Below are 15,989 nucleotides of genomic sequence, written 5' to 3' on the forward strand. Positions count from 1 at the left end.
TCACCCAGTGTTGTCACTTGGTGTCGCTTACATCAAGCTGCCCATCCCACCCGCCGCCCAGCGCGGCAATCAACTGCACACTGGCGATCAGTCGACTTTGCTGCAGATCCAGTGCACTGCGCTCATTGTTCAGCGCCGAAGCCTGGGTCACCACGACATCGAGGTAGGCGATCAAACCGGCCTTGTATTGGTTCTGAGTCAATCGCAGCGACTCACGGGCCGCATCCAGCGCCTGCTGGCGCACGACGGCTTCATCCTGCAACACCTTGAGTTGAACCAGGTAGTTTTCCACTTCGCGCAAACCGTCGAGCACAGTCTGGCGGTATTTGGCCACGGTCTCATCGTAGGCGGCTTCACTGCGATCGACTTCCGCCGAGCGCTGGCCACCGTCGAACAAGGTCATCGCCAGTTGCGGGCCGACCGACCAGAAGCGGTTGGGCACACTGAACAAATCTTTCGAAGTGCTGCTGCTATAGCCGCCGTTCAGGTTCAACGTAAAGTCCGGGTAGTAAGCGGCCTTCGCCACGCCGATGTTGGCGTTGGCGGCGATCACCGAGCGTTCGGCGGACGCAATGTCCGGACGCCGCTCCAGCAGCTGCGAAGGCAGGTTCAGCGGCACCTGTGGCAACTGCGGAATGTCTCGGGTTTCGGCCAGGCCGAATTCGGCCGGCGGCAAGCCGATCAACACCGCGATAGCGTTCTCGAACTGGGCGCGCTGCCAGATCAAGTCAACCAGATCAGCCTCGGTGCTCTTGAGCTGCGTTTGCGCCTGGGCCACCGCGTCCTTGCCGGAAACCCCGGCGCGATACTGGTTTTCGGTCATTTTCAGCGAACGCTGATATGCCTCGACGGTAGCTTCCAGCAAGCGTTTCTGCTCGTCGATCACGCGCAATTGCAGATAGTTCTGCACCAACTCCGACTGCTGGCTGAGGCGCATGGCCGCCAGGTCGGCGAAACTGGCCTGGGCGTTGGCGGTGTCGGCTTCCAGACCGCGACGCAATTTACCCCAGACATCCGCTTCCCAACTCACACCTGCCTCGGCGGTGTAGGTGTCACGGATACCGCTGGAAGAACTGGTCAGGCTCGAACTACTGCTGCCGGTGCCTTGGCTGGAGCGATTTTTCCCGAGCGACAGGTCCACTGTCGGGAAAAACGCCCCCCGCGCACTGCGCACCAGCGCCTGGGCCTGACGGTACTGGGCTTCGGACTGCGCCACGGTCTGGTTGGCGCTGTTGAGTTTCTCGACCAGGCCATTGAGCTGCCGGTCGCCATACAACTCCCACCACGCGCCGCGAATGAGTGCATCACTCGGATTGGCCTGGCTCCAGCCCTCGGCAGCCTTGTACTGCACGGGATCGGCGGCTTGCGGACGCTCATAGTCCGGGCCGATGGCGCAGGCACTGAGCATGACCATGCACAGTGAAAGGCTCAACAATCGCGAGCCCCGTACAGTGGCCAAATGGATAAGCGAACGGTCAGTCATAGCGGAGTTTCCAGAGCAGCATCGGTACGCACCCCACGCCAGCGGTTGAAGCGATGGCGCAGTTTGTCGAGATAGAGGTAAACCACCGGAGTGGTGTAAAGGGTCAGGACCTGGCTGAAAATCAGCCCGCCGATGATCGTCAGGCCCAGGGGCTGGCGCATCTCGGCGCCTTCGGCGCGGCTCAGCAACAACGGCAAGGCACCGAGGATCGCCGCCAGCGTGGTCATCAGAATGGGCCGCAAACGTTGCAGGCAGGCACTGCGAATCGACTCCAGCGGCTCCAGCCCTTGATGCCGTTCCAGTTGCAGCGCCAGGTCGATCATCAGAATGGCGTTTTTCTTCACCACACCAATCAGCAGGAACAACCCGAGCAACGAAATCAGGCTGAATTCGCCGCCCAGCACATAGATCGACAGCAGCGCGCCAACCCCGGCTGAAGGCAACGTCGAAAGAATGGTCAGCGGGTGGATGTAGCTTTCATACAGCACACCCAGCACCAGATACACCGCCACCAGTGCGCCGAGAATCATCCACGGCTGACTTTTCTGGGTCGCGGCGAAGGCGTCGGCCGTGCCGGCCATTTTCGCGATCACGTCTTCCGGCAGGCCGACCTTGGCAATCGCACGCTCAATGGCGGCACTGCCCTGCTCCACGGTCACGCCCGCAGCCATGTCGAAGGCAATGCTTTCCGAGGCGAACTGGCCTTCGTGGCTGACCCGGTCATTTTCCAGGCTGTTTTCGTAATGGGCGATGGTCGACAACGGAATTCGCGCACCGTCGGCGGTGATCACCTGAACCTGCTTGAGGGTGATCGGGTCCTGGGCGTACTTCGGATTGACCTCCATCACCACCTGGTACTGGTTGAGGCTGTCGTAGATCGTCGAAATCTGCCGCTGGCTGTAGGCGTTGTTCAGCACCGAGGTGACCATGTCCATGTCGACGCCCAGGCGTTTGGCTTGATCGCGATCGACAATCAGCGTCACTTGCTGGGCACCCCGCCCTTCGCGGGCATCAATCGCCGTCAGCTCCGGCAAGGCCTTGAGCGCCGTCACGACTTTCGGATACCACTCGCGCAACGCGCTCAGATCGCCACTCTGCAGGATGTAGGAGTATTGGGACGAGGTTTGCTCACGGCCACCGCCAAATTGCAGGTCCTGGTCGGCCATCAGCATCAACTGCGCACCCGGCACCTTGGGCATTTCCTTGCGCAAGCGTTCGATGACTTTCTGCGCCGAGATGCTGCGTTCCTTGATCGGTTTCAGGCGCACGAGCATGAAGGCGTTATTGGTGCCGTTGCTGCCGCCGATGAAACCGGCAACGCTTTCGACCGCCTCGTCCTTCAACACCGCACGACGGAAGATTTCCATTTTCGGCTGCATCACACTGAACGACAGACCGTCGTCACCGCGCACGAAACCGATCAGCTGTCCTGTATCTTGTTGCGGAAGAAATGTTTTAGGAACAACAACATACAGCGCGATATTAACGCCAATTGTTACGAATAGACTGAGCAACGTCAGGAGCCGGTGACGCAACACCCAGTCCAGGCTCGTGGCGTATTTACCGACCATCCACTCGTTGGCGCTCTGACTCCAGCGTTGCAGCCGGTTTTCCTGCCCCGGCGTATGCGGCTTGAGCCAGCGGGCGCAGAGCATCGGTGTCAGGGTCAGCGAAACGATCAGCGACACCACGATGGAAGCCGCGAGGGTGATGGAAAACTCGCGAAACAGACTTTCAATGATGCCGCCCATGAACAGGATCGACAGGAATACCGCCACCAGCGAGACGTTCATCGACAGCAACGTGAAACCGACTTCCTGGGCGCCGAGGTACGCGGCTTTCATCGGCGGCACGCCTTTGTCTATGTGCCGGGAGATGTTTTCCAGCACCACGATGGCATCGTCCACCACCAGCCCCGTGGCGAGGATCAGCGCCATCAGCGACAGGTTGTTCAGCGAGAAACCGTAGAGGTACATCACCGCAAAGGTACCCACCAGCGACACCGGCACCGCCAGGGTCGGGATCAGCGAGGCGCGGAAGTTACCGAGAAACAGGAACACCACCAGGATTACCAACGCCACGGCGATCAGCAGGGTCATTTCCGCTTCGTGCAGCGTGGCCTTGATCACCGGCGAGCGGTCCATGGCCAGGTTCAGTTTGACGCTGGCGGGCAGCACGGCCTGCAACGCCGGCAACTGGGCCTTGATCTCGTTGACGGTCTCGATGATGTTGGCACCGGCCTGCCGGTTGATCACCAGCAGTACCGCAGAGTCGTCGTTGAAGAAACCGCTGTTGTAACGGTCTTCGACGCCATCGCTGACCTTGGCCACATCCTTCAGACGCAGGGCCGCGCCGTCGGCGTAATGGATGATCAGCGACTCGTAGTCCTTGGCTTTTTCCAACTGGTCGTTGGCCTGCACCTGCCATAAACGCTGGCCGTCCTCCACCGAACCCTTGGGTCGGCGCACGTTGGCATTGGCGATGGTGTTGCGCACATCGTCCAGCGCCACGCCGTACTGGTTCAGCGCCTGCGGCTCGAGCTCGACGCGCACCGCCGGCAGGGAGCTGCCGCCGATCTGCACTTCGCCCACGCCCTGCACTTGCGACAGGCTCTGGGACAGGATGGTCGAGGCCAGGTCGTAGAGCTGGCCTTTTTCCAGCACGTCCGAAGTCAGCGACAGCACCATGATCGGCGCCTGGGACGGGTTGACCTTCTTGTAGGTCGGCATGCTGCGCATCCCGCTGGGCAGCAGGTTGCGCGAGGCATTGATCGCCGCCTGCACTTCCCGCGCCGCGCCGTTGATGTCGCGGTCCAGGTCGAATTGCAGGATCACCCGGGTCGAGCCCTGGCTGGAGCGGCTGCTCATGGTGTTGACCCCGGCGATGGCGCCGAAGGAACGCTCCAGCGGCGTGGCCACGGTCGACGCCATGACCTCCGGGCTCGCACCGGGCAGGCTGGCTTGCACCACGATCACCGGGAAGTCCATTTGCGGCAGCGGTGAAACTGGCAACAGGCCGAAGCTCACCCCACCCAGCAGCATGATTGCCAGGCTCAACAACATGGTCGCGACCGGGCGTTTGATGAAAGGTCCGGACAGGTTCATGGCTGCTCTACCGCTTCCACGGACTCAGGTTTGCGCCCCCAGCGGCGACCGAGGCGGTCGAAATACAGGTAGATCACCGGGGTGGTAAACAGGGTCAGCACCTGGCTCAGCAACAAGCCACCCACCATCACCAGACCCAACGGCTGACGCAGCTCCGCGCCAGAACCGGTGGCCAGCATCAACGGCACCGCACCGAACAACGCCGCCAGGGTGGTCATCAGAATCGGTCGGAAACGCAACAGCGCTGCCTGGTAGATCGCCGTTTCCGGGTCCATGCCCTGATTGCGCTCGGCGTCGAGGGCGAAGTCGATCATCATGATCGCGTTCTTTTTCACGATGCCGATCAACAGGATGATGCCGATGATCGCGATCATGCCCAGGTCGTTGCCGCTGAGGATCAACGCCAGCAGCGCACCGACCGCCGCCGATGGCAGGGTCGAGAGAATGGTGATCGGGTGGATGTAGCTCTCGTAGAGCACACCGAGCACGATGTACATGGTCACTACCGCCGCCAGAATCAGCAGCAAGGTACTCGACAACGACGCCTGGAATGCCTCGGCCGCGCCCTGGAACTGGGTCTGCACGCCAATCGGCATGCCGATGTCCTTCTGCACTTGCTCGATGATCTCCACCGCATGCCCCAATGCCACGCCGGGTGCGAGGTTGAAGGACATCATCACCGCCGGGAACTGGCCGATGTGGGTGATCGCCAGTTGTGCCTGGCGCTCTTCGATGTGCGCCAGGCTGGACAGGCGCACCTGTCCGCCATCGGTGGTCTTGACGTGGATCTGGTCAAGCGCCTGCGGGCCGATCTTTTCACCCGACTGCGATTGCAGCACCACGCGATACTGGCTGGCCTGGGTGTAGATCGTCGAAATCTGTCGCTGACCAAAAGCGTCGTACAGCGCATCGGTGATGTTCGACACCGACACCCCGACCCGCGAGGCCGCATCACGGTCGATCACCAGATAGACCTGCAAGCCCTTGTCCTGCAAATCGCTGGCGACATCGGTCAACTCCGGGCGATCTACCAGGGCGTCCACCAGACGCCCGCTCCACTGGCTCAACAGTTCTGAATCCGGCGACGACATGCTGAATTGGTACTGCGTACGGCTGACGCGATCCTCGATGGTCAGATCCTGCACCGGCTGCATGAACAGGCGGATGCCCACCAGTTTGTCCACTTCCGGTTGCAGACGAGCGATCACCTCGGGCGCCGTCAGATCGCGATTGCTGTGAGACTTGAGGTTGATCAGCAGGCGACCGCTGTTGAGTGTCGAGTTGTCGCCATCCACGCCGATGTAGGACGACAGGCTCTCGACCGCAGGGTCGGCAAGGATGACCTTGGCCAGTTCCTGCTGGCGCTCGCTCATGGCCGCAAAGGAAATCGATTGCGGCGCCTCGGAAATCCCCTGGATCACGCCGGTGTCCTGTACCGGGAAAAAGCCCTTGGGCACCACCATGTACAGGACCACCGTCAGCGCCAACGTGCCGATAGCCACCAGCAACGTCAGCGGCTGGTGCTTGAGCACCCACTGCAACTTGCGCCCGTAGGCAGCGATCATCCAGTCGATGAACGCACCGCTGGCGCGGTAGAAACGGCCCTGCTCTTCTTCCTTGGGTTCGCGCTTGAGCAAGCGTGCGCACATCATCGGGGTCAGGGTCAGGGAAACGACGAGGGAGATCAGGATCGCCACCGCCAGGGTGATCGCAAACTCACGGAACAACCGCCCGACCACATCGGCCATGAACAGCAGCGGGATCAGCACCGCAATCAGCGACAGGGTCAGGGAAATCAGGGTGAAACCGATCTGTTTGGCGCCCTTGAGCGCCGCGTTCAGCGGGCTGTCACCCTCTTCGATATAGCGGGAAATGTTCTCCAGCATGACGATTGCGTCGTCCACCACAAAACCGGTGGCGATGGTCAGCGCCATCAGGGTCAGGTTATTGACCGAAAACCCCGCCAGGTACATCACGCCGAACGTGCCGATCAACGACAACGGCACGGCGACCGACGGAATGATCGTCGCGCTGGCCCGGCGCAAAAACAGAAACGTGACCATGACCACCAGGGCAATGGCGATCAGCAATTCGTGCTGCACGTCCTTGACCGAGGCGCGGATGGTTTGGGTGCGATCGGTCAGTACCACGACGTCGAGACCAGCCGGCAGGTTGTCAGTGATGCTTGGCAACAGGGCCTTGATCCGGTCGACCACTTCGATGACGTTGGCGCCGGGCTGACGCTGGATGTTCAGCAGCACGGCCTGATTTTCATTGGCCCACGCGGCCAGTCGCTCGTTTTCGGCACCGTCGACGATTTCCGCGACGTCCTTGAGCCGCAACGGCGCGCCATTGGCGTAAGCCAGGATCAGGTTGGCGTAATCCTTCGGCGAGGTCAGTTGGTCGTTGGCATCGAGCATCGACACCCGGGTCGGGCCGTCGAAGTTGCCTTTGGGCTGGTTGACGTTGGACGCGCCGATCAGGGTGCGCACGTCCGACAGGTTCAGGCCATTGGCGGCCAGCGCCTCGGGGTTGACCTTGATCCGCACCGCCTGACGTTGACCGCCGGCAATGCTGACCATGCCGACGCCGCTGATCTGGGCGATTTTCTGCGCCATGCGCGTGTCGACCAGGTCATTGAGCTTGGGCAACAGCATAGTCTTGGAGGTGATCGCCAGGGTCAGTACCGGGGTGTCGGCCGGGTTGACCTTGTTGTACACCGGTGGCGCCGGCAAATCCTTGGGCAGCAGGTTAGTGGCCGCGTTGATCGCCGCCTGCACTTGCTGCTCGGCCACGTCCATGTTGATGTCGAGGCTGAAACGCAGGGTCAGCACCGACGCACCGCCGGAACTGGTGGATGCCATTTGCGTCAGGCCGGGCATTTGCCCGAACTGCCGCTCCAGCGGCGCGGTCACGGCGCTCGTCATGACGTCCGGACTGGCGCCGGGGTACAGCGTCATGACGCGAATGGTCGGGTAATCGACCTGAGGCAGTGCCGACACCGGCAGCAGCCGATAAGCGATGATACCGGCCAGGATAATGGCCAGCATGCTCAGGGTGGTGGCTACCGGGCGAAGAATGAACAGCCGCGAGAGATTCATGCGCCGCCCTTTTTCGCCTTGTCGGTGGTTGCCGGCTCAGGCGCAGTGGCTGCCGACTTGCCTTGCAGCTGTCCGGTTGGCGTGGCGGGTACGTCCTGGCTGTCGTTGACCACTTCGACTTCACTGCCCTCCTTCAGACGGTCAGTGCCCTCCAGCACCACGCGATCACCTGCGACCAGGCCTTCGGTGACGACGGTGTTGGTGCCGTCGCTGGCACCGATTTTCAACTGGCGAATCTTGACCTTTTTGTCACCGTCGAGGGCATAGACGAACGTGCCGTTGGTGCCAAACTGGATCGCGGCGGACGGTGCCAACACGACGTTTTTGAGCGTATCGGCCAGTAAGCGAACGTTGACGAACTGATTGGGGAACAGCGACTGATCGCGGTTCTCGTAGCGGGCCTTGAATTTCAGGGTGCCGGTGGTGACGTCGATCTGGTTGTCCAGGCTCTGCAATACGCCAGTGGCTTGCAGTTTGGTGTCACCGCGATCCCAGGCTTCGGCGGGCAGTTTGGCACCGCTGCGATAACGGGCGAGCACGGTTTCGAGGCTGTTTTCCGGCAGCGTGAAGGCCACACTGATCGGCTGGGTCTGGGTGATGATCACCAGCGCCGTGGTGTCGTTCGCCGCGACCAGATTACCCACGTCCAATTGGCGCAGGCCGACGCGTCCGGCAATGGGTGCGCGGATCTTGGTGAATTCGAGATTGAGCTTGGCGTCGTTGACCGCCGCCTGATTGGTCTTGACCGTGCCCATGTATTGACCGACCAGCGCTTCTGCGGTGTCCAGGGTTTGCTTGGCGATGCTGTCTTCGCGGTACAGGCCGCGATAGCGCTCGACATCGACCTGGGCGTTTTTCAATTGCGCCTGGTTCTGCAACAAGGTGCCTTCAGCCTGCAGCAAGGCGTTCTGGTACGGACGCGGATCGATCTCGGCGAGCAGGTCGCCAGCCTTGACCATCTGCCCCTCTTCGAAATTGATCTTCATCAGTTCACCGCCAACGCGGCTGCGCACATTGATGGTGTTCAACGCCGTGACGGTGCCCAGCGCCTTGTAGTACAGCGGGAAATCACCCTTGACCGCCGGGGCGACGCGCACCGGAACCGGCCCTGAAGCACCGCCGAACCCCGGCCGCATCCCGCCCGGCCGGCCAGTGTGCCCGGCCGTGGCTTTCTGTCCCGCCCCTTCTTTCGGGACAGCGCCATCGGGCCAGAACTTCCAGCACAGGGCGGCGATGACCAACAGGACGAGCAGGCCAAACAGCCAGCGACGGGGATTACGGGAAGCGGAGGATTGCATTGAGAGATCAACCATTGGGCGCGTGGGCTTGTTTTACATGAGGCTGAACGATAAGCACTGGCGGCTCTTAAGCAAAGCGCCTTTACCGGCAATTTACCTTCGGCTTACGTAACAGGAGTTTTCTGTAAGACACTGAAGCACAAATGAAAACGGCCTGGACAGAGCCAGGCCGTTAATAAGTGTAAAAGCTACGCTTATTTCAGAACAGCAAGTGCCGCTTCGTAGTTCGGCTCGTCAGCGATTTCGCCAACCAGCTCGCTGTGCAGCACGTTGTCGTTCTCGTCCAGTACCACAACGGCACGGGCGGTCAGGCCTTTGAGCGGGCCGTCAGCGATGGCAACACCGTAGTTTTCGATGAACTCGGCGCCGCGCAGGGTCGACAGGTTCTGTACGTTTTCCAGGCCTTCGGCGCCGCAGAAACGGGCTTGGGCGAACGGCAGGTCAGCGGAGATGCACAGCACGACAGTGTTGGCGACGTCGCCGGCCTTGGCGTTGAACTGACGCACGGAAGTGGCGCAGGTCGGGGTATCGACGCTTGGGAAGATGTTCAGCACTTTGCGCTTGCCGGCAAAGTCTTTCAGGGTGACGTCGGACAGATTGCCGGCAACCAGGGAAAAGGCTGGCGCCTTCGAGCCGGCTTGAGGCAGTTGGCCGTTGACTTGAACCGGGTTGCCTTTAAGAGTGACTTGAGCCATGAACGGAGTCCTTCTGACGTGGTGGTGGAGAGTTTTTGACGAGGCAGAAGTTAACCACGAAATTGTCCTACGACCTATGGCAAAAACAAATTGTCACGCATCGGCGACAATAATTGGATACAACTTGCCGCCCTCCTTCCTTTGAACAACACAAAACCCTGTGGGAGCGGCGGCCAAAAAATTAGCGGGCCGTGTTGTCGATTCAAGCAGGAGCCGTTCGACTATCCAGCGAATCTTCAAAAATCCAGCAGAGACACCACCATGCGATTCATGATCATCATCAAAGCCAGCCCCGATTCTGAAGCCGGCGTGATGCCCAGCCAGGAACTCCTGACCGCCATGGGCAACTACAACGAAGAACTGGTCAAGGCCGGCATCATGCTCGCGGGCGAGGGCCTGCACCCGAGCAGTAAAGGTGCCCGTGTGAAGTTCTCGGGCGAAAATCGCTCAGTGATCGACGGACCGTTCATTGAAACCAAGGAATTGATCGCCGGTTTCTGGTTGTGGAAGGTGAAGTCAAAAGAAGAAGCCATCGAATGGGTCAAGCGTTGCCCCAACCCAATGCCGGGCACCGAGGCCGAGATTGAAATTCGCCAGGTGTTTGAAGCCGAAGATTTTGGCGCTGAATTCACGCCGGAACTGAGGGAGCAGGAAGAGCGGGTTTGGGAACAGGCGAAGAAGAACTGATTCTTTGTTGCGTTCAGCCTGACTATGCAGCGTAGACAAGGATTGCTTGAGTTGAAGCAACGCTTGATCACTGGCCGGCTCGCGGCCGTAACAGGCGCACAGGAACGTTTGCAGGCGCGGGCTGAGTCGGCCGATTCCAGCCAGGCAGCGTGCCGGGCGCTGAGTCGCGCTTGCCAGGCCAGGCAGGCGCGATTTACGAGCGGGCGGGTGAACCAGACCAATGCCAACAGGGCCGGCAACAATGCCAGCCACCCGATCCATTGCCCGGAAAGGTGCAGTCGATTTTGCTGGCCGAGTTTTTCAGGTCCTCGGTGATCGAGACCCGAGCGTCCGTACTGGCCCAAGGACGACGCGGCCTTCGTCAAGGCCAACACTCCGCGCGGCGTGATCCACAGCTTCGCCAACGGCAAGATCGAAGACACCGGCGAGCGGACTCACTTATGAAATGCGAACACAACCCCTGTAGGAGCTGGCTTGCCAGCGAAGTCGTCTTTACAGTCGATATAGATACTGACTGAACCACCGCTTTCGCTGGCAAGCCAGCTCCTACAAGGTTTGTGTTTACGTCGAAATTGGCAAAAGGCAACAAATCCATGCCCTCACGTGTCGCCAGCAAGTCGTCGGCCATACCTGCCCCTGATGTCGTCTCCCCTGCGCTGCTGATGCCCGCCCTGCTGCTGTTCGTCTCCGGTGCTGCGGCGCTGGTGTACCAGGTGCTGTGGATCAAGCAGTTGTCGTTGGTGGTGGGCGTCGAGGTGTACGCCATCACCACGGGGATCAGTGCATTTTTTGCCGGGTTGGCGTTGGGCGGTTTGCTGTTTGGACGCTGGGCCGACCGGATGCAACAACCGGTGCTGTTGTACGCCGGGCTGGAAGTGCTGGTGGCCGTACTTGGCGTAGGTGCGACTTTCGCCATGAGTCTGGCGGCCAGTCCGTTTGCCTGGCTGGAACAACAGATCGGGCCGCTGGTCTGGGTGTTGCCGTTTGCGCTGGTGGGCATTCCCGCGCTGCTGATGGGCGGCACCTTGCCGGTGTTGGTTCGCTCGCTGACCAGCGACCCGCAACACCTGGGCAAGGCCGGTGGCCAACTCTATGCCGCCAATACCGCCAGGGCCGTCGCCGGGCCCCTGCTCGCGGCGGCCGGTGCCTTGTGGTTCCAGCGTCAGCGCCAGGCTCCAGTTGAAATTCCGTTCAAGCATCACGCAGAGCAAACGACCGATCGCCTGGCCCTGTGGCTGTACTCCATCGCCGGTGGCGTCGCGCTGGGTTATGAAGTGAATGGCTGGAGGCCAATGGCCGTGGTCAGGACGCTCAGGCGTTGCTGGCGCAAAGCCTCAAGGACCATCCCGACGCTGCCCTGCTGCAACACACCCAGGGTTTGTCACTGGTGCGGGCTGGCAAATCGGATCAGGCCATGCCTTTCCTGCGCAAAGCCGCACAACTGGAGCCACAAAGCGCCCAGTTCGGTTACGTGCTGGCGGTGGCGCTGCATGACAGTGGCAAGGTCGATCAGGCCTGCGAGGAACTGGAAAGATTGCTCAAAGTGCAACCGGCCAACCGCAATGCGCGGTTGTCGCTGATCCAGTGCTACCCCGACAACGGCCAGGAACCGAAAGCCCAGCTGCTGTTGCAAGGCTGGAAGAAAATGAACATGGGTGATCCGGCGTTGAAGTGAGCCGGGGCCCGCTACCTGTAGAAGCGGGCGCAGCGCTCATCTCTGGAACAGTCAAATGCGGTTGCGGGGAATCAAGCCTTGCAACTGCTGCGCCAGAAAATTCGCATCGAACTCGAAGACATCCGGATCTTTCAAACCATTGGTCTTGCGCCATTGCCAACTATTGGCCGGTGGTTGGCAAACCAGTGAAACGCTGCCAAGGCGCGCAGCCGTCAAGCCCGCGATCCCCAAAGCAACCTGGCCGCCCGTGCCCATCACTTCCGGAACAAATTCCACCGGTTTACCGGTAATCACGATGGACAGTTTCTCGGTCTTGAAGGTCGATGTCTCAACCGGAATGCTGGGGCCCGAGGCGACATACGCGTCGCGTTTCACCTCCAGCAGACTCGGCGCCTGCACCGGCGCCAGCCATTGCTCGATCTGATCGAACAGCTCGCTGATGCGCGCCGCCCAAACCGCCGACTGAGACTCGAACAATTGCTTTTTATGCGCTTCACTTTCTGCGTAGTGGCGCAGCATTTCACCCAGTTGCTGTACATCGTCCATTGCGGTGTTCCTTTGATTGGAGCGGTGCTACGGAGGTTGAGCATGGCAGATGCGCGCCGCACGCGTACGACTAAACGCGTGAGCGGCACCTCCGGCTGAATGCCCAAGGCAAACCTCGCACCAGGCGTTTGACTCAAACCGCCTGTGGCTTGTGACGCAGGCGTGCCATGCTAAAGGTGTCCACCAGCACGCCATCGCGCACGGCGTAGTCACGAAACAGGCCTTCAGTTTCGAAGCCAAACTTTCGATACAGCGCGATGGCCGCTTCATTGTCCGCATACACCGAAAGCTCGACCCGGTGCAGGTTCATCCAGTTGTCGGCGATATCCAGCGCCGCCGCCAGCAACTTCGAACCGACACCCTTGCCCTGCCACGCGACGGCGACGCCCATACCGAAACTGCCGGCATGGCTACGACGACTGCGCGAATACTGTTCCAGGCCGATGTTGCCGATCACGGTCCCTTGATGCAGGGCCACAACTTTCACCAACCGCTCGTGATCCTGAGCCAGGCGTTTACGCCAGAGTTCGGTGGATTGAAACGGCATTTGCAGGGTTTGACGACCTATCAACGGATCGTTGTAAAGCGCGGTAATACCCTCGATGTGCGATTCGCTGAAGCGTTCGAGGGTGATGACGGGATCGGTGGTGGGCATGAGTGATTCAATCCTTGATACAGACATGGCTGTTCACTCTATACCGCTATCTAATGTTGTGGCGATTATAAAAATCTGGGGGCGAGCTTGCTCCCACAGGTTTGATTGGCCTCAATTTTCAGACCGGCAATCAGGCCATTACGCGACGCAACTTCTGGACAACACACGGATGAGGGTAATCTGGTGCGACGCACACGCGCCTCAATTGCTCCGGAGCTTGGCGGTATGGAACTACATGTTGTCATCAATGGCCGCAAAGACCTCGCCGGCCAGTTGTACAACCAACTGCGCAGCGCCATCGAGACCGGTCGCCTGGCAGCCGGGGCGCAACTGCCGCCCAGTCGCCTGTTGGCCGAACAACTGGGCATTTCGCGCAAGACCATTTCCGACACCTACGCACAACTGACCTACGAAAACTTCCTCACCGGCGTGGTGGGCAAAGGCACCTACGTCAACGCACGGACGTCGAAAGTGCAGCACAAGCAGAGTCACTCGGAGCTGGCCGGTTGTGAGGTGATCGAATCCTGGCGCAACCTGCCGGTGTTTTTGCGCCACCCGACGCTGGAGGGCTCGCTGCGTTACGACTTCATTGGCGGCGCCACCACCAAGGGGCAGTTTCCCCACGATGACTGGCGACGCTGCACCGCCCATGCATTGCGCCAGATTGCGGCATCAAAAGGCTATTACAGCCTGCCCGAAGGCTTGCCGGCGCTGCGCAACGCCATCGCACGGCACATCGCGTTCTCTCGCGGGGTCATTTGCCAGGACGAAGACGTGGTGGTGTGCAACGGCGCGCAGCAAGCGCTGGACCTGATTGCCCGGGTGTTGATCCGTCCGGGCAGCATCGTCGCCATGGAAGACCCCGGTTATCCGCCGGCACGCCTGTTGTTCGGCACCCATGGCGCCACGGTGATCGGCGTTCCGGTGGATGCCCAAGGCATTGTGGTCGACAAAATCCCCCTCGGCACTCGGCTGATCTATGTCACCCCGTCCCACCAGTTTCCGCTCGGCATGCCCATGAGCCAGGCGCGCCGGGTGGCGTTGCTCGCCAAGGCTCAGGAACTGGGCGCGATCATTATCGAAGACGATTACGACAGCGAATTCCGTTATGAAGGACGGCCCACCGACTCGCTGCAAAGCATGGATGAATGCGGGATCGTTGCGTACGTCGGCACGTTCTCCAAAACCCTGCTGCCAGAACTGCGGCTGGGCTACACGATCCTGCCGCCGGCCATCCTCGAAGCCGTGGTGCGGGCCAAACAGCTCACCGATTTGCACACGTCCACCCTGCCGCAATGGGCTTTGGCCAAGTTCATCGCCGAGGGTTGCCTGCTCAAACACATTCGACGCTGCCATACGATCTATGCCGGTCGCCGCGACCGCATCCTGACGCGCATGGCTGGCGACCTCTCGCCCTGGCTTGAGGCGGTGCCGAGCACGGCGGGTTTCCACATGGTGGTGATGTGCAAAGTGCCGATGGATATTCCCTTGGTGATCGAACTGGCGAAAAAAAACGAAGTCAGCCTGTACTCCATCGACAGCTTTTTCTATCAGGAAGCACCACGGGCCGGGCTTTTCTTCGGGTTTGGCGCCATCGAAACCCTTGATATCGACATTGCCCTGGACCGTCTGCGCGACATCCTGCAGCAGGTGGCCTGAACGATTCGCCTGCGGCTTTATCCGGCGATTGGCTATTGGCGGTCCCCAGGTGCGGGCCTATTCTGGATAGGCGTGATCCCTCAATGAGCAGGATTCGTCCGGCCTGATTCAGGAGTGAGAACAATGGCCCATGAAGTGATCAATACCGTACAGGTGCAGGCCGCCGCCGGCCGCTCGGACGAACTGGGTAAGCAACTGCAAAAGATTGTCGACACCCTGCGTGAACTGCCGGGCTGTGATTCTTATATGGTCGACCGCTGCCCCGAGGACACCAACCGCTGGACCGTCAGCGCCCGCTGGCAGTCGGAAGAAGCCATGCATGCGCACTTCGATCGCCCTGAAGTGCAGGGTTTTATCAGTCTGATCGACAGCCAGTTGGCCAATGCCGTGGACTTCAATAGTTTTCCGATCGTTTAAAAAAAACACCTGTGGCGAGGGAGCTTGCTCCCGTTCGTCTGCGCAGCAGACGCAAATCAAGCAACCGCGTGCCTGACCCTGCGCATCTGCTGGACTTGGGGCCGCTGCGCAGCCCAGCGGGAGCAAGCTCCCTCGCCACAGTTGATCCCCTTAGCCCTATCATTGGTCCCCTCTCCTTCCCGAATATTGGCTGTTTAACGGCTACCGCTTGCGCACTACTGTGGTTTGCAACGACCAACCCTCGCAGGTGATGAACCATGAACGTTGTCCTCTTTTGTGCTGCCCCTCTTGCCGCCCTGGCCCTAATGGTTTCTGCCTCGGTGTTTGCCCATGAGCCTTCGGAAAAGGTCACGGTGCTGAAAGACGAATTGCTGAAAAACGCCAGCGCGACCCAACCTGCCAGGTTGCTGGTGTTCATGGTATTGGCGCCGGACGAAAAAGTGCTGATCCCACTGGAAAACTGATGACCGCCCCTGCCCCCCTGTAATTGGATGGACTCGCCCACGCCGAGGCGTCAATGCGCCACGGTGGCAGTCTAAGAAGCCAACGGCAGCGAGGGCGAGTCCATGAAAAAGAATACGACGCTTAAACAGTCCCTGTCTTCAACCGATGTGTCGGCCTGTACGACAGTGGCGGTCGATCTTGCCAAGCAGGTCTTTCAGGTCGCAG

At 60.4% G+C, this 15,989-nt stretch carries 11 protein-coding genes and 3 pseudogenes; 6 read left to right on the forward strand and 8 right to left on the reverse strand.

Annotation, left to right across the window (positions count from 1 at the left end; translation table 11 throughout):
* Positions 1-13 precede the first annotated feature (13 nt).
* From CKW19_RS23185 to tpx, 5 genes are all read right to left on the reverse strand, one after another.
* The gene (locus tag CKW19_RS23185; RefSeq protein WP_095060139.1) at positions 14-1,483 is read right to left on the reverse strand and encodes an efflux transporter outer membrane subunit; all 1,470 of its coding nucleotides are present in this window, start codon (positions 1,481-1,483) and stop codon (positions 14-16) included.
* Positions 1,480-4,587 carry an efflux RND transporter permease subunit gene (locus tag CKW19_RS23190; protein WP_095060140.1) on the reverse strand — a complete coding sequence of 1,036 codons (3,108 nt, stop codon included), beginning with the start codon at positions 4,585-4,587 and terminating at the stop codon, positions 1,480-1,482. The genes CKW19_RS23185 and CKW19_RS23190 overlap by 4 nt, the downstream gene beginning before the upstream one ends.
* Positions 4,584-7,688: an MdtB/MuxB family multidrug efflux RND transporter permease subunit gene (locus CKW19_RS23195; RefSeq protein ID WP_095060141.1), complete on the reverse strand. Its 3,105-nt coding sequence runs from the start codon at positions 7,686-7,688 to the stop codon at positions 4,584-4,586. Before CKW19_RS23195 ends, CKW19_RS23190 begins: the two co-directional genes overlap by 4 nt.
* A complete protein-coding gene (locus CKW19_RS23200; RefSeq protein WP_095060142.1) occupies positions 7,685-9,001 on the reverse strand; it encodes an MdtA/MuxA family multidrug efflux RND transporter periplasmic adaptor subunit in 1,317 nt (438 codons plus the stop codon). The genes CKW19_RS23195 and CKW19_RS23200 overlap by 4 nt, the downstream gene beginning before the upstream one ends.
* A gap of 179 nt (positions 9,002-9,180) precedes the next feature.
* Positions 9,181-9,681, reverse strand: a complete 501-nt coding sequence (gene tpx / locus CKW19_RS23205) for a thiol peroxidase (RefSeq protein ID WP_095060144.1) — start codon at positions 9,679-9,681, stop codon at positions 9,181-9,183.
* A 261-nt stretch (positions 9,682-9,942) separates the two neighbouring features.
* Between tpx and CKW19_RS23210 the strand changes: the two genes are divergently transcribed.
* Positions 9,943-10,368, forward strand: a complete 426-nt coding sequence (locus CKW19_RS23210) for a YciI family protein (protein ID WP_095060146.1) — start codon at positions 9,943-9,945, stop codon at positions 10,366-10,368.
* Here CKW19_RS23210 and CKW19_RS29220 read toward each other — a convergent pair.
* Positions 10,336-10,687, reverse strand: a pseudogene (locus CKW19_RS29220) (hypothetical protein); the annotation flags it as partial. The gene CKW19_RS23210 and the pseudogene CKW19_RS29220 overlap by 33 nt on opposite strands.
* A 274-nt stretch (positions 10,688-10,961) precedes the next feature.
* Here CKW19_RS29220 and CKW19_RS23220 point away from each other — a divergent pair.
* Positions 10,962-11,645 (forward strand): annotated as a pseudogene (locus CKW19_RS23220) (spermidine synthase); the annotation flags it as partial.
* Positions 11,645-12,043 (forward strand): annotated as a pseudogene (locus CKW19_RS23225) (tetratricopeptide repeat protein); the annotation flags it as partial. The pseudogenes CKW19_RS23220 and CKW19_RS23225, both read left to right, overlap by 1 nt.
* A 51-nt stretch (positions 12,044-12,094) precedes the next feature.
* Here the strand turns inward: CKW19_RS23225 and CKW19_RS23230 are convergent.
* Complete coding sequence (locus CKW19_RS23230; RefSeq protein ID WP_095060148.1) at positions 12,095-12,589, reverse strand: hypothetical protein; 495 nt, start codon at positions 12,587-12,589, stop codon at positions 12,095-12,097.
* 133 nt (positions 12,590-12,722) lie between these two features.
* The gene (locus tag CKW19_RS23235) at positions 12,723-13,244 is read right to left on the reverse strand and encodes a GNAT family N-acetyltransferase (protein ID WP_095060150.1); all 522 of its coding nucleotides are present in this window, start codon (positions 13,242-13,244) and stop codon (positions 12,723-12,725) included.
* Between the two features lie 225 nt (positions 13,245-13,469).
* Between CKW19_RS23235 and CKW19_RS23240 the strand changes: the two genes are divergently transcribed.
* From CKW19_RS23240 to CKW19_RS23250, 3 genes are all read left to right on the forward strand, one after another.
* Positions 13,470-14,903, forward strand: a complete 1,434-nt coding sequence (locus CKW19_RS23240; protein WP_095060152.1) for a PLP-dependent aminotransferase family protein — start codon at positions 13,470-13,472, stop codon at positions 14,901-14,903.
* Between the two features lie 123 nt (positions 14,904-15,026).
* Entirely contained in the window at positions 15,027-15,320 is a 294-nt protein-coding gene (locus tag CKW19_RS23245; protein WP_095060154.1) for a putative quinol monooxygenase, read from the forward strand.
* Between the two features lie 257 nt (positions 15,321-15,577).
* Positions 15,578-15,784 carry a hypothetical protein gene (locus tag CKW19_RS23250; protein ID WP_095060156.1) on the forward strand — a complete coding sequence of 69 codons (207 nt, stop codon included), beginning with the start codon at positions 15,578-15,580 and terminating at the stop codon, positions 15,782-15,784.
* Positions 15,785-15,989: the final 205 nt, after the last annotated feature.

The sequence above is a fragment of the Pseudomonas sp. Irchel s3f7 genome, assembly GCF_900187615.1.
GTDB lineage: Bacteria > Pseudomonadota > Gammaproteobacteria > Pseudomonadales > Pseudomonadaceae > Aquipseudomonas.